Below are 14,658 nucleotides of genomic sequence, written 5' to 3'. Positions count from 1 at the left end.
AAATATTGTTACAATTAAATGGTGTATTTAATTATAATATAATAAGAAACAAGAAATGAGTGTAAAAAATGTTCGGATACGTGACAATAGATAAAATGGAATTAAAATTTAAGGAATATTACAGCTACAAGGGGTATTATTGTGGTTTGTGCATGTCTTTAAAAAATAAATACAGCAACTTAAGTAGGATGACATTAAATTATGATATGACATTCTTGATATTGCTATTGAGTTCTTTATATGAACCAACAAATAAAACATATAATTCAAGGTGTATTGCACATCCAAGTAAAAAACAGTTGATTATTCGCAACGACATAACCGATTATGCAGCTTCTATAAATATTATCCTTTCATATTACAACTTAAAAGATAACTGGGATGATGAAAAGGATATTAAGTCACTTGTGATGGCAAGACTTTTAAAAAAAGAGTTCACAACTGCAAGCTCTGAATTGCTTACCAAATCAGTGAAAATTAGTGAAAAGATTAAAAATATTGCTTTATTAGAAAAAGAAAACACAAATGACATAGATAGAGTTTCTAATGAGTTTGGACATTTGATGGAAGAAATAATATTATATAAAATAGATGTTTGGGAAAATACACTTAGAAAACTTGGATTTTTTCTCGGTAAATATATATATTTGCTAGATGCCTATGAGGATATGGAAAAGGATAAAAAAAACAATTCTTACAATCCTTTTAATAATATTAATGTTCAAAACATTGATGAGTATGCTAAAGAAATTTTGATGCTAAATTTGTCGTTTTTAAGCGAACAACTAGAAAAATTACCACTAGTTCAAGACAAAACAATTATTGATAATATATTGTATTCAGGAATACTTATGAAAATTAAAGAAACATCAGTAGATAAGAATAAGAAGGAGAAAGTAGATGAAAGATCCATATGAAGTATTAGGGTTGCAAAGAAGTGCAACTAAAGAAGAGGTAAAACATGCGTATAGGAAGCTAGCTAAAAAATATCATCCAGATATGAATGTGGATAATCCGCTTGCGGATTTAGCAGAAGAAAAGTTTAAAGAAATACAACAGGCTTATGATGACATTATGAATGGAGCAAGTTCTAGTTATCAGACAAATAATGCTTATTATAACAATGATTCTAATAGCAGTTTTACTGCTGTAAGACAGCAGGTTAACGTTGGTAGATATCAAGATGCTATAAGGGCATTAAACAAAATTTCAGATAGAAATGCAGAATGGAACTTTTTAATGGGAGTATGCTATGTTAATTTAGGCTCAACCGGACAAGGTGTCCAATTCGTTCAACGTGCTGTTAGTATGAATCCAGCAAATATGGAATACCAAAATTTTTTAAATCAGATTATGAATATGCAAAGAACCTATCAAAACAGAACATACAATTATGGCAGAGGAGGTTCTAATAGTACAGATTGTTGTACTCAATTAATTTGTGCAGATTGTTTATGTGAATGTTTGGGAGGGGATTTGATTTCATGCTGTTAAAAAGCAGGGATATCGCATATTTAGGAGTATTGCTAGGATTAAATCAACTATTTATTATATTATCATCTATAATAGAAACAAATACAATAATACTTTTTGCAGCTGCAGCTTTAATAGTAGGTATTATAATAGTTGAATTTGGAGGTAAAGCAGGTGCTTTGTTTTATATAGCTTCTTGTTTGTTAGGATTTTTTTTAACATTTAATAAAGTTGAAATTATTACGTATATTATATTTTTTGGAATGTATAGTCTAGTTAAATATTTGATTGAGATAAAAATAGATAATGTAATTGTTCAAAGCTTGATAAAACTTGTTTATTTTAATGTTTCGTTATTAGCTATGTATTTAGTAATTAGAATGTTTATAAATTTGAAAATATTTTGGTGGATGATTTTAGGAGCACAAATTTTATTTTTTATATATGATTATGCATTTACCAAGTTTATTAATTACTACATAGATAAAATTAAACCAAAGGTTAGAAAATAATTAATTTAATAATAAAATAAAAGCAGGAAAATTCCTGCTTTTATAATGTCTATTTGTTTAAATTTAAACAATTATTTTTCCATAATTAAGTAGTCTTCTCTTTCCGCACCAACAGAAATATATTTAATTGGGCATCCTACTTTTTCTTCTATATATTTAATGTAATTAACAGCTTCTATAGGAAGATCAGATTGTTTTCTACATTTTCCTATATCACATTGCCAACCATCTACATATTCATAGATTGGAGTTGCGTTGTTGAGGTCTTCTCCAAGCGGGAATTCTGTAGTAACATTTCCATTAACACTATAACCTGTACAAACAGGGATTTTATCTAGATAAGATAAGATATCAAGTTTTGTTAGCGCTAAAGTATCTGCACCTTGAATTCTTGTTCCATATCTTGATGCAACAACATCAAATGGTCCAACTCTTCTTGGTCGTCCTGTTGCTGCACCATATTCTCCACCTGCTTCCCTTAAAGCATCTGCTTCTTTTCCAAACATTTCGCAAGTAAATGGTCCTTCGCCAACACATGAAGAATAAGCCTTCATAATTCCTATTGTATCTGTTAGTTTGCGTCCTGGAATTCCAGAACCTACGGGAGCATATGCAGCTATAGTTGATGATGAAGTAGTGTAAGGATATATACCAAAATCTATATCACGAAGAGCTCCAAGCTGAGCTTCAAACATTATTCTTTTATTTTCTTTAATTGCATTTTCAAGATAAATGCCTGTATCACATACAAATTCTTCTAAATCAGATGAATATTTCATTAACCAATTCCATATTTCTTCAGGATTTATTTTTTCTGAATTATAACCACCAGAAATTAAAAGGTTCTTCCATTCAACTATTTGTAAAAGGTGTTTCTTAAGGGCATCTTTATTTTTTAAATCACCCATTCTAATTCCCTTTTTCATATATTTATCACTATAAACAGGAGCTATACCCCTTCTTGTTGAACCGAATTTCAAATCTTTTAAACGCTCTTCTTCTAATATATCTTGTCTTACATGGTATGGTAAGCATATCACAGCTCTGTCACTTATTTTAAGATTTTCAGGTGTAACTTTAATACCAGCTTTCTTTAAACTTTCTATTTCACCATGTAGGTGCTGTATGTCGATGACCATTCCATTTCCCATAACATTAACAACTTCAGGCCTTAATACTCCTGATGGAAGAAGGTTTAATATAAATTTCCCTGAATCATTAATTACTGTATGACCAGCATTGTTACCTCCTTGATAACGGCAAACAACATCATAATCAGCAGATAATAAATCCACCATTCTTCCTTTGCCTTCGTCGCCCCAATTAATTCCGACTATTGCTGTAAGCATAATTAGCCTCCTATTTTCTTTGATAAATTATTATATAATGGGTAAATATCAATGTCAAGGAATAGTTTTATACTTAATATAGTCAATTAGTATGGTTAGTTTGGTAAAAATTACAGAGGTCGAAATATGAAACAATATGTAATCTATATTGCTCTTAAGAATGTTTTATGTTAAAATTGTATTTGTAATTCAGTATATATAAGTGTATTAGTAAGTAAGTAAAACTCAATAATTAACAGGGGTTGGTACAAGTCTAAACTGGCCTTATATTGAACTGACAATAATAATTAGGGGAGGAAATATGTTACAAAAATTTAAAGCAGCAATTGTATTAATTTTATTATCAGCTATTATGGTATCATGTACTAATTCAGTAGAGGCTAATTCACCTATAAAAACTGAACAAGGTAGTAGTGTAGGAGAAACTTCAAATGAAATAGACCCTTCAGAGCCGGTGATTTCTGAAGAAGAAAAAGCAAAATTAGAACTAGAAAAGAAAATTAAAGAAAGAGAAGATTTAGAAAAAAAACATAAAGAAGAACAAGGTGAGTTTTATGTTCCACTTGTAAAAATTGGGGAGGAACGTGAGAAGAAGAGTACAGAAGTAAAAGCGTTATATGCTACAGGATACACAGCAGGAAACGAACTTAATAAAGAAAGAATTGATGCATATGGAGCATATGTAAAAGCACTTGCAGACAAAGATACTAAAAAAGTTAATGAATTATCTAAAGAAGCTGACAAGGCAAATAAATTTGAACGTATAGTAGGGATTGCTGTTGCAACTGAAATAAATGGATTGGTAATTAACGTAAAGGATGACAATGGATTTATAACATATGATAGTCAAGTTGATATAGTTAAAGAAATGAATCAGGAAACCCCTATACCGATTAAAGATATTAAAAATATGCTTAAAGTTTTAAAAGAATATGATGTATATACAATAGGTAGAATAGTTGCATTCAAAGATAAGCATTTGGCTGTTGCAAAGCCTGAACACGCTATACAGTTAAAGTCAGGTGGTACATGGCTAGACCCAAATAGTGGAAACATTCCTTGGATTAATCCATTTGATAAATATGTTTGGGATTATAATATTTCAATAGCAAAAGAGGCAGCTTTATTAGGGTTTGACGAAATACAGTTTGACTATGTTAGATTCCCTGATGGTGCTAAAAAATATAACCCTATAACAGAGTTTCCAGGCAGAGATGGTAGAGATAAAGATGAAGCCATTAGGGATTTCTTGAAATATTCAAGAGAGGAACTTGAACCTTATAATGTAAATATAGGTGCAGATGTGTTTGGACTTATAACAAGGACTTGGGACGATTATCCTGAAGATATAGGGCAAACATGGATTTTGATGGGTGAGTATGCTGATATAATATGTCCTATGGTTTATCCAAGCCATTATTCAACAGGTTGGTATAATTTAGAGGATCCAAATTCAAATCCTTATGAAGTTATAAAAGGTGCAATGGAAGAGGCTTTAGAAAAAAATTCATCCATGGAAAAACCGCCAGTTATTCGATCTTGGATACAGGATTTTGATTGGGCAGGTAAAGAATATGGACCAAAAGAAGTAAGGAGTCAGATAATTGCTGCCAAAGAATTAGGACTTACTGAATACATGGTTTGGAATCCAAGTAACGTATATGATCCAAATTCATATATATTATCAGATGTAGAAAAGAATAGCATATATCCTTTAGATAAAGGTGAGAATGATTATAGAGACAAATCTCCCGTTGATGCAGCAGATAAGTATTTGAATGGAAAATTAAATGGAAGATACAGTTATATGTATTTGACGACACCTATAGCAGATAGAGATAAAGACTTTGATAAATTTAAAGAAATAGAAGAAAAATCTAACATTAAACTTTTGAAATATAAAGTATACGGATATGAAATAGATTCTAAAGATGAAAACATTGCAACTGTAGATTTGTATATTAAATATGAAAAAGCTTCTGGTGATGTATCAGAAGTTGTAGAAAAAGATAATGTAGAATGGACTGCGATAAAAGAAAAAGGTATTTGGAAAATAAAAAGCAACTTTAATTAATTTATTAATTCATAAGGGACGCACAACATGCGTCCTTTTGCATAATAAATATTAGTACAGAAAACATTTGAATAAAAAACACATCGCAAATATTGTATTCTTGAAACAAACATGTGTAATTGTAATAAAAACAAAATTCTTGACAATAAAAAAAATGCTGATATAATCATTTTATAATAAACTTGAATAGCGTAAGGCGTAGGAGGAAAAATGAAAAAATATAATGTAGCAATATTAGGTGCAACAGGTGCAGTAGGAAAAGAAATGCTTGAAATCTTAGGAGAAAGAAATTTTCCAATTAATGAATTGAAACTTTTAGCAAGTAAGAAAAGTGCTGGAGGAGAAGTTGAATTTAAAGGCAAGAAATACATTATCGAAGAAGCTACAGAGAATTCTTTTGAAAATATAGATGTAATGTTGTGTGCAGCAGAAAATGACATAAGTATAACTTTATCACCAGCTGCAGTTATGGCTGGAGCTGTAGTAATAGATAACAGTAGTGCTTACAGAATGGACGAAAATGTACCTCTAGTAGTACCAGAAGTAAACCCTGAAGATGTAAAAAAACACAAAGGTATAATAGCAAATCCAAATTGTTCAACTATAATTGCATTGACAGCACTAAATGAACTAAATAGTTATGCTAAAATAAATAGAATGATAGTTTCAACTTATCAGGCTGTTTCAGGAGCAGGTATAAATGGAATTAAGGAACTCGATAAACAGGTTAAAGATATTAACGAAGGCAAAGAAGCAGTAGCTAATGCATTTCAATATCAAATAGCCTATAACCTTATACCTCAAATAGGTGACTTTGATGAAATAGGATATTCACAAGAAGAAATGAAAATGCAAAATGAAGGTAGAAAAATATTACACAATCCTAATTTAAAAGTAAATTGCACATGTATTAGAGTTCCTGTATATAGAAGTCACTCAGAGTCTATAACTATAGAAACTGAAAAAGAAATCACTGTAGAAAAAGCTAGAGAACTACTTAATAATGCTGAAGGAGTTAAACTTATAGATGATTTACAAAATAAAAAATATCCAATGCCGATAGAATCATCTGACCAAGATTTAATCTATGTAGGAAGAATTAGAAAAGATATAAGTAGTGATAATTCACTTGTATTGTGGTGTTGTGGAGACCAAATCAGAAAAGGTGCAGCAACAAATGCAGTACAAATAGCAGAGGTTCTAGTAAAAGAAAATTTGATATAACAATATAAAAAAACATCTTTGGTAAAAATGATGTGACTCCAATAAGTTAGACTTAAAAAATCTAAGTTATTGGGGTCACATCAAAAGCAAAGGTGTTTTTTCTTTAAAAAAATATATTAGAAAATAATGGACAAACATTCGATTATGGTATAAAGTATTGAAGAGACAATAGAAATGGGGTGTATATTTTGGACATAATAATATTGGGTATATTTATACTATCAATAATAATTAACATAATTATATTAATAAAGCTTTCGCGTGGAAATAACCCTGAGGAACATATAATATCTGAACTTAAAATAAATCTGGGTCAAAATAATTTTAATTTAATTGATTCCATAACAAAAAAAATATCACAATCAGATGAAAAACAGCTGAAAGAGTTGCTTACAAACAAGCTTGAAACGGTAGAGAAATTAGAAATTAATACAACCAGAATGACAGAATCATTTGGTGTATTTAGAGAAAACACAACGAAATCAATTAATGATTCAAACAACAAGCTAACAGAAAGCTTAAACAATAATTTTACATCACTAAACAATAAAATAAGTGAAAATCTAGAAAAAATAAATGCAAGAGTTGAAGAAAGATTAAACGAAGGGTTTGAAAAAACAAATAAAACATTCGTTAATATTTTAGAAAGACTATCAAAAATTGATGAAGCACAGAAAAAAATTGATAGCTTATCAAGCAATATCGTATCACTTCAAGATGTATTGACAGATAAAAAAAGCAGAGGAACTTTTGGGGAAGTACAATTAAATCATATTTTAATGTCCATCTTTGGAGAAAAAAATGATAAAGTCTTTGAACTGCAAAAAAAATTATCGAATGACACAATTGCAGATGCAGTTTTGTATATACCAGAACCAGTTGGCATGCTATGCATAGATTCAAAATTTCCACTAGAAAATTATCAGCGTATGATAGACAAAAGTATTACAGAAGTAGAACGAAAACAATTTGAAAGGGATTTTAAAACTAATGTAAAAAAACATATTAACGATATTTCTTCAAAATATATAATCCAAGGATTAACATCAGAACAGGCAATTATGTTTATTCCGGCAGAAGCCATATTTGCTGAAATTAATGCATATCACCAAGATTTAATAGATTATGCGGGAAATAAAAAAGTGTGGATGGCTTCGCCAACAACTATTATGTCTGTATTATCAACTGTTCAAGTAGTTCTTAGAAATATGGAAAGAGAAAAGTATGCAAGTATAATTCATGAAGAGTTGAATAAACTAGGCAAAGAATTTAAACGATACAAAACCAGATGGGACTCACTAGCTCGCGACATTAAAAGAGTATCCGATGATGTAGATACAATAAATATTACATCAAATAAAATAGAAAAGAAATTTGAGAGTATATCAAAGGTTGAAATAGATAAATATGAAGAAGTTGATATGCTTGATTGATAAAAATATTATAAATTTTAAAAAAAGTTCTTGATTTTTACTTTGTTATATGCTAATATCGTAAAGTAGCAATTAGCCGTAGTGATGGAATGGCAGACGTGACGGACTCAAAATCCGTTGGTGGTAACACCGTGGGGGTTCAAGTCCCTTCTACGGCACTATATATTAATAAAAATAGAGACTTTACGGTCTCTGTTTTTATTTTTTGTGCATATTAAATAAAACTCGTTGTCGTATATAGTTAAATATACTTGTTGTTAAAAATGGTGTATTATGGAATACCTAGAAAAGTACATTGACAATTACTTCTTTTGACGTTAATATATTACATAATAATAATTATAAATGACATCTTTGGAGAAATATTGACATAATAATCAATTACCTTTTAGTGAAGAAATAACTACTATCTACTATCTAATCTGTTGCGAATCTCTTCTAATTGTTCTTTTCTTAGCGTCTGAAATTACCTATGACCAAGTTTTTTCCACTTTTGTCATAAAATTAATATTTATTAACTCTGTAAAGTAAACGTTGTACATACAAAAAATAAGTATTATTAGCATTCTTTACAATGTAAAAATTATTGGAGGAAAAACATGAAAAAAACAACTATATTAAGTATTGTTTTATTGGCATTATTGGTTATTACTTCTGGTTGCAATCAAAATACTGGTGCAACTCAGGCAAATGTTCAGCAACAAAATATTGTTGAGGATTCATATTTGCTATTTGTCAGCAACAATGACAATGAATATATTGGAGACTTATACTTGAAAAAAGAAACTGGTGAGAAAGAAAAACTTTCTTCTGATGTTCAAAAGGATAATTTCTATTTTTTAGCATTAAAAGAATCTGTTGTTTTTATAGATAAAGATAACAATCTATATCTTAAAGAAAAGGGTAAAGAAAAAGAGTTGATTACTTCGGAGGCAAGTTATAATTATAAGTTTTTTTCAAATGAATCTGGACTTATCTTCATAAAGGGAGCTGATAGTGAGCTTTATATTAGACATGAGGGTAAAGAAAAGGAAAAGATTGCTTCTGATGTAGCTTATTATGATGTTACGGAAGATGGCAATACTATTTATTTTGCTAATTTTGAAGGTGATTTATACGTTAAAAAGTCAGATGTTGAGAAAGAAAAACTGGCTTCTAATGTTATAAACTTTTATATGTCTGATGATGGTAATATAGTTTATTATTTAAGTACAGATAGTAATCTTTATATAAGAAATCTGTCAGAGCCCGATAACAGAAAGCTTGCATCTGGGCAAATCATGGATATTACAGTTTCATCAGATGGTAAAATGATTACTTATTTGAATGAGTATAACTTTGATAAGGGAAGAGGAGAGCTGTACTTTATAAATGAGGATAATACCCCTAAAAAAATTGCTTCAGATGTAACTGATTATCAGCTATGTAATAATGGTGAGTTAGTATATTATCTAAATGAAGAAAACAATTTATTGTCGGTGGTAACTGGTAAGGAAGAAAAAAATAAGATTTCAGGTGAAATTTCAAATTTTTCATCTTCATATAAAGGAGATATAATTGTTTTTGAGAATTTAGATGGGAGTATTTATTTACAAGATGGTGACAAAGAAAAAGAGAAAATTGGAGACAACATAAAAAGCTGGAATGTAATAAATAATATTATCGTGTTTTTAACAGATGATAAAGACCTTTATTTAAAAGAGTCTGGCAAAGAAAAAGAAAAACTAGCTACTGATATACAGAATTATGCAGTATCGAGATTTGATAAAAGTTTGACTTATTGCAATGTAAATTCTGAGTTATATTTAAAAGTTTTAGGAGAAGATCCAATAAAAATTCTAGATAATATCAGGGATTTCCCAGCTGTATATTTTTCAAACATAACCATATTTGAGAACAAGTTAAGATTAGAGGATATTAGAGGTGTTTGGTTAGGAACTGATAATGACGATGAATTATTTATTGAAATTACAAACGATAATATGTTTAAAATATACTTTGAAGGAGCCCTTCAAGATAAAACTACCGCTGTCATGGAAGAAGCAACATTAACTACGGGAACCTTAGTATTTGATGAAAATTCAATGTATTTCCTTGATAGTGATACTAACTTATATATTGAGTATCTTAATGAAAATAAACTTATTGTTAATGATAAAGAATTTACGAAAATTGATAAAAATGAGTTTCAAGTTAAATTAGATGAGCAGAAAAAAGCCTATGAAGAACAGCAAAGAATACTTGAAGAACAAATTGCTTTACAAAATAAAATTGAAGAAGCAGAAGATGTCGCTTATGACATTTTATACACGTATCAAGTTGTTTCGGTAAGCAGTGCAAACTTTTATGAAAGTCCTTGGTTAGATTCTGAAATACTAGGAACCCTGAATTCTGGGTATGAATTTTTTATAGATGATACTTATGTAGATGATCATGGTAAAATTTGGTGCTACATTGAAACTTATGACCAATATGGAGATTATTTTACTGGTTGGACGGAATATAGTAATTTTTAATATCATTTGTAACATCACTTTTTAATACAGAATGTCTTAAATATTAATAAAATAGAACTCGTTTATTCATAAGTAAACGAGTTCTATCTATTATCTTTTATATTTTTTCATTTCTCTTTTGAAATTCCTTCTAGTTGCTCCGTATTTTCTTTGATATTTTATGTATTTTATAAAATCACCACCAAAGAAGATGAAGAAATTAATTAATGATGCGATAGCGGCAACCCTAGTGCTCATTGTTCCAAGTAATAAGCTGAAAATGAAATATGCCCAGTCCAAATATGCAAGATACTTAACTTTTATAGGAAGTATGAAGAATAACAATATTTCAATATCAGGGAACAAATAAGCAAATGCTAAGAATAGTGAAAGATTTAAATATACACTAGTACCAGCTCCTGTTAAAAATGCAGCTATAATTGTTCCAATCATACCAAAGAGATAGTAGATATTGAATTTAAATGTTCCCCATTCTTGTTCTAGTGTCGTTCCCATCATATAGTAAAAATACATAACAAATGCTATAGTAATAATAGAAGAAGCAGGAGGTATGAAAATAAAGGTGATTATTCTCCATATTTGACCTTGCATAATAAAACTAGGTATAAACGCTAAATAGTAAAACAATGATATATTCAATATGTATTGCACCATATATACTGCCATTGTTACTCCAATTATGTAATACATCAAATTAGGTATAGCATAACGACCAAGTTTTCTTTCAAGTTTATTTAACCATTTCATATAAATTTCCTTTCTGTAACTAAAATTCAAATACTTGCTTAAATTATAATGCTAATATAAGTAACATTGAACTTTGAATAACTATATTATAAAATTAATTATGCGTTGAGTCAAATAATTTTGACTTTTTATTTTAATTTCTCTATGCTATAATTGAAATAATGAATATTTAGGCAAAAATGTTTCTAATTGCGATTTATATTTAGTATTGGCAAATATTATTGAGGGGTACAATTATGCTAGGTCAAGCTGTAGAATTACTAAAAAAATATTTTGGATATGATACTTTTAGAGAGGGACAAAAAGAAATAATAGAAAACATATTGTTGAAAAAAGATGTCTTGGCAATAATGCCTACAGGTGGAGGCAAATCTATTTGTTATCAAATACCAGCATTGATGATGGAAGGGACTGTAATTGTTATTTCACCACTTATATCACTCATGAAAGATCAAGTAGATACTTTGCAGCAATTAGGTATTAAAGCAGCATTTATCAATAGTTCATTGCCATTAGGTGAAATAAGACGCATAATGTTTGAAGCAGCAAGCAATAACTACAAGTTACTTTATGTTGCTCCAGAGCGGTTAGAATCAGAAAACTTTATAGATCTATTAAAAAATATTACTATTACTATGATAGCGGTAGATGAGGCTCATTGTGTTTCTCAATGGGGTCATGATTTCAGACCGAGTTACTTAAAAATTAAAAATTTAAGGGACATATCCGGTAAAAAGCCTATAGTATCAGCTTTTACTGCAACTGCAACTCCTTCTGTTAAAGAAGATATAAATAAACTCATAGGTCTGGAAAATCCCTTTGAAATAATAACAGGATTTGACAGAGAAAACCTAAAATTTGAAGTGGTTAAAATTAATAAGAAAGTTCCATATGTTTTAAATTATGTTGAGCAAAACAAAGGTAAATCAGGTATCGTTTATTGCCTAACAAGAAAATTGACTGATGAAGTATGCAATAAACTAGTCGCTGCAGGGCATAAAGCTGTTAAATACCATGCTGGATTAAGTGATGCAGAGAGAAACAAAAACCAAGAAGATTTTTTGTTTGATAATGTAGACATTATAGTTGCAACAAATGCATTTGGCATGGGTATTGATAAACTTGATATTAGATATGTAATTCATTACAACATGCCTAAAAATATAGAAAGCTACTATCAAGAGGCAGGCAGGGCAGGACGTGATAGAGAACCATCAGAATGTATTTTACTGTATAGTCCATCGGATATAGTGATGAACAACTTCCTTATAGAAAGCAGTGGAGACATAAGCAGTAAAACAAATGAATATGCAAAACTTAGAGATATGACTAATTATTGCAATACTGATAAATGTTTAAGAAAGCATTTGATAAGCTATTTCGATGATAGCTACAATAAAGAAAACTGTAATAACTGCAGCAATTGTTTAAGCGAAATAGAGAAAAAGGATATTACTCTAGAATCTCAAAAAATATTATCATGTATATATAGGATGGGAGAGAGGTTTGGTGGAAATGTAGTAATAGATGTTCTTAGGGGAAGTAACAGCCAAAGAATAAAAAGCTTTAAATTCAATCAGCTTAGTACATATGGAATAATGAAAGATTATGATAAAGAAACACTAAAAGAAATGATTTCTTATTTGATTTCTGACGGGTTTATAAATATTACAGGTGATAAATATCCTGTTTTAAATATTTCTGCACAAGGTAATGCTGTTTTGAGAGGTAAAAAGGAAGTATACATCAAGAAAGTATTCAATAAAAGAACTAAAGAAGACAATACGTCAATTGTTTATGAACATGATTTGTTTGAAATGCTCAGAAAATTAAGAAAAGAAATTGCTGATAGTTTAAAAGTTCCACCATTTGTGGTGTTTTCTGATGCAACTCTAAAAGATATGTGTGTTAAATATCCATTAAATAAAACTGAAATTCTTAAAGTAGTAGGAGTTGGAGAACACAAAGCTGAAAAATATGGAAGTAAATTTATAGAAGTAATAAAAAACTATATTGACAAAAATGACCTTGATATAAATATAATAAAACCTAGTAATGATGATTTAGATGATAATTTAGAAAGTCATAATTTAAGCAATAATAAAAATAATAAAGTCATAAACAAAGATGCTAATGGAACTAAAGAAATTAAGGAAGATACAAGGACAATTACTTATAAAATGTATCAAGAAGGCAAGACTATTAAGGAAATAGCATCCCAAAGGGCTCTAAGTGCAGTTACAATAGAAAGTCATTTAATTTATTGTGCCAAATTAGGATATGAAATAAAATTTAGTGATTTTGTATCATCGGATAAAGAAGAGCTTATAATAAAAATTTATAAAGACATAGGTGGAGATAAGCTAAAACCAATTAAAGAAGCATTGCCACCAGATATAACATACACTGAAATAAAGTTTGCATTATGTAAATATAGCTTGACAGGAGATAGTAATGAGTAAATTATATATAGTACCTACACCTATTGGAAATCTAAAAGATATGACGGAAAGAGCAATAGAAACATTAAAAGAGTGCGATTTAATAGCAGCAGAAGACACTAGACATACATTAAAGCTATTAAATTTTTTCGATATTAAAACTCATCTTATATCATATCACAAATTTAATGAAAAGATGCGAAGTGAAGAAATTATAAATGAAATATTAAGCAATGAAAAAAATGTTGCAATTGTAACAGATGCGGGGACACCATGCATATCGGACCCAGGATATGAAATTGTAAAATTAGCTAGAGAAAATGGAATCGAGGTCATAGGATTAGCTGGAGCCTCTGCTGTTACCATAGCACTTTCGGTAGCGGGTATAGATACAAATCAATTTGCTTTTTATGGGTTCCTTCGTAAAAAGAAAAGTGAAATGGGTGAAGATTTAAATAAAATTTCTCAAAATCCAATAAAAACATTTGTAATATATGAATCTCCAAAGCGCATAATTAAATTAGTTGAAAATATTAAGAATCATATGCCTAATTCAAAATTGTGTGTTTGCAAGGAGTTATCAAAGCTTCATGAAAATTCTTTTTATGGTGATATAGATACTGTATTAGAAAAACTAAAAAATCATGTAGATGTAGAAAGAGGCGAATATGTAGTTGTTGGATATAATAATGATTACGAGGAAACAGACAAATCTTCTGATTTAGGAGTTGGAATACATGGAATTATATTTGACAAATTGATAAATAAAGAATATTCTTTAAAAGAGGCGGTAAATGAAACTGTTGAGGATGGTATGGGAACAAAAAATGAAGTGTATAAAGCTTCATTGGAAGTAAAAAAATTCATAGAAGATTTTCAAAGCTAACTA

The 14,658-nt window shown here is 29.4% G+C and carries 11 protein-coding genes and 1 tRNA gene; 10 read left to right on the top strand and 2 right to left on the bottom strand.

What is annotated here, in order from left to right; genetic code table 11:
- Positions 1–68 precede the first annotated feature (68 nt).
- From J2Z76_RS02030 to J2Z76_RS02020, 3 genes are read left to right on the top strand one after another with little or no spacing between them, the layout of a single operon-like run.
- The gene (locus J2Z76_RS02030; RefSeq protein WP_280922352.1) at positions 69–917 is read left to right on the top strand and encodes a DUF5685 family protein; all 849 of its coding nucleotides are present in this window, start codon (positions 69–71) and stop codon (positions 915–917) included.
- Positions 901–1,494, top strand: a complete 594-nt coding sequence (locus J2Z76_RS16780; RefSeq protein WP_209510307.1) for a J domain-containing protein — start codon at positions 901–903, stop codon at positions 1,492–1,494. The genes J2Z76_RS02030 and J2Z76_RS16780 overlap by 17 nt, the downstream gene beginning before the upstream one ends.
- Positions 1,485–1,985, top strand: a complete 501-nt coding sequence (locus J2Z76_RS02020; RefSeq protein ID WP_209510306.1) for a hypothetical protein — start codon at positions 1,485–1,487, stop codon at positions 1,983–1,985. Before J2Z76_RS16780 ends, J2Z76_RS02020 begins: the two co-directional genes overlap by 10 nt.
- 71 nt (positions 1,986–2,056) lie before the next feature.
- Here J2Z76_RS02020 and J2Z76_RS02015 read toward each other — a convergent pair whose 3' ends face one another.
- Positions 2,057–3,334 (bottom strand): adenylosuccinate synthase, encoded by a 1,278-nt coding sequence (locus tag J2Z76_RS02015; protein WP_209510305.1) that lies wholly within the window; start codon positions 3,332–3,334, stop codon positions 2,057–2,059.
- Positions 3,335–3,635: 301 nt separating this feature from the next.
- Here J2Z76_RS02015 and J2Z76_RS02010 point away from each other — a divergent pair, with 301 nt between their 5' ends.
- From J2Z76_RS02010 to J2Z76_RS01990, 5 genes are all read left to right on the top strand, one after another.
- Entirely contained in the window at positions 3,636–5,408 is a 1,773-nt protein-coding gene (locus J2Z76_RS02010) for a putative glycoside hydrolase (protein ID WP_209510304.1), read from the top strand.
- A gap of 210 nt (positions 5,409–5,618) precedes the next feature.
- A complete protein-coding gene (locus tag J2Z76_RS02005; RefSeq protein ID WP_209510303.1) occupies positions 5,619–6,632 on the top strand; it encodes an aspartate-semialdehyde dehydrogenase in 1,014 nt (337 codons plus the stop codon).
- Between the two features lie 179 nt (positions 6,633–6,811).
- Positions 6,812–8,065, top strand: a complete 1,254-nt coding sequence (locus J2Z76_RS02000) for a DNA recombination protein RmuC (protein ID WP_342455001.1) — start codon at positions 6,812–6,814, stop codon at positions 8,063–8,065.
- A 75-nt stretch (positions 8,066–8,140) separates the two neighbouring features.
- Positions 8,141–8,223 (top strand) — tRNA-Leu (locus J2Z76_RS01995).
- 441 nt (positions 8,224–8,664) lie between these two features.
- Positions 8,665–10,581, top strand: coding sequence for a hypothetical protein (locus J2Z76_RS01990; RefSeq protein WP_209510302.1), 1,917 nt, complete (start codon positions 8,665–8,667; stop codon positions 10,579–10,581).
- Positions 10,582–10,671: 90 nt separating this feature from the next.
- Here J2Z76_RS01990 and J2Z76_RS01985 read toward each other — a convergent pair whose 3' ends face one another.
- Positions 10,672–11,328 (bottom strand): rhomboid family intramembrane serine protease, encoded by a 657-nt coding sequence (locus J2Z76_RS01985; RefSeq protein ID WP_209510301.1) that lies wholly within the window; start codon positions 11,326–11,328, stop codon positions 10,672–10,674.
- A 236-nt stretch (positions 11,329–11,564) separates the two neighbouring features.
- Between J2Z76_RS01985 and recQ the strand changes: the two genes are divergently transcribed.
- Both recQ and rsmI read left to right on the top strand, forming a co-directional pair.
- Positions 11,565–13,790 (top strand): DNA helicase RecQ, encoded by a 2,226-nt coding sequence (gene recQ, locus J2Z76_RS01980; RefSeq protein ID WP_209510300.1) that lies wholly within the window; start codon positions 11,565–11,567, stop codon positions 13,788–13,790.
- On the top strand, positions 13,783–14,655 hold the full coding sequence (gene rsmI, locus J2Z76_RS01975; protein WP_209510299.1) for a 16S rRNA (cytidine(1402)-2'-O)-methyltransferase: 873 nt from the start codon (positions 13,783–13,785) through the stop codon (positions 14,653–14,655). The genes recQ and rsmI overlap by 8 nt, the downstream gene beginning before the upstream one ends.
- Positions 14,656–14,658: the final 3 nt, after the last annotated feature.

The sequence above is a fragment of the Sedimentibacter acidaminivorans genome, assembly GCF_017873955.1.
GTDB classification, from domain to species: Bacteria; Bacillota; Clostridia; order Tissierellales; family Sedimentibacteraceae; genus Sedimentibacter; species Sedimentibacter acidaminivorans.
Note: the sequence above shows the minus strand (reverse complement) of the source record. Positions and strands in the feature narration are given on the sequence as shown.

Bases quoted from the DNA above. Each gene is read 5' to 3' on its own strand.
- J2Z76_RS02030 (WP_280922352.1), top strand. From the start codon at position 69: ATGTTCGGATACGTGACAATAGATAAAATGGAATTAAAATTTAAGGAA.
- J2Z76_RS16780 (WP_209510307.1), top strand. From the start codon at position 901: ATGAAAGATCCATATGAAGTATTAGGGTTGCAAAGAAGTGCAACTAAA.
- J2Z76_RS02020 (WP_209510306.1), top strand. From the start codon at position 1,485: ATGCTGTTAAAAAGCAGGGATATCGCATATTTAGGAGTATTGCTAGGA.
- J2Z76_RS02015 (WP_209510305.1), bottom strand. From the start codon at position 3,334: ATGCTTACAGCAATAGTCGGAATTAATTGGGGCGACGAAGGCAAAGGA.
- J2Z76_RS02010 (WP_209510304.1), top strand. From the start codon at position 3,636: ATGTTACAAAAATTTAAAGCAGCAATTGTATTAATTTTATTATCAGCT.
- J2Z76_RS02005 (WP_209510303.1), top strand. From the start codon at position 5,619: ATGAAAAAATATAATGTAGCAATATTAGGTGCAACAGGTGCAGTAGGA.
- J2Z76_RS01990 (WP_209510302.1), top strand. From the start codon at position 8,665: ATGAAAAAAACAACTATATTAAGTATTGTTTTATTGGCATTATTGGTT.
- J2Z76_RS01985 (WP_209510301.1), bottom strand. From the start codon at position 11,328: ATGAAATGGTTAAATAAACTTGAAAGAAAACTTGGTCGTTATGCTATA.
- recQ (WP_209510300.1), top strand. From the start codon at position 11,565: ATGCTAGGTCAAGCTGTAGAATTACTAAAAAAATATTTTGGATATGAT.
- rsmI (WP_209510299.1), top strand. From the start codon at position 13,783: ATGAGTAAATTATATATAGTACCTACACCTATTGGAAATCTAAAAGAT.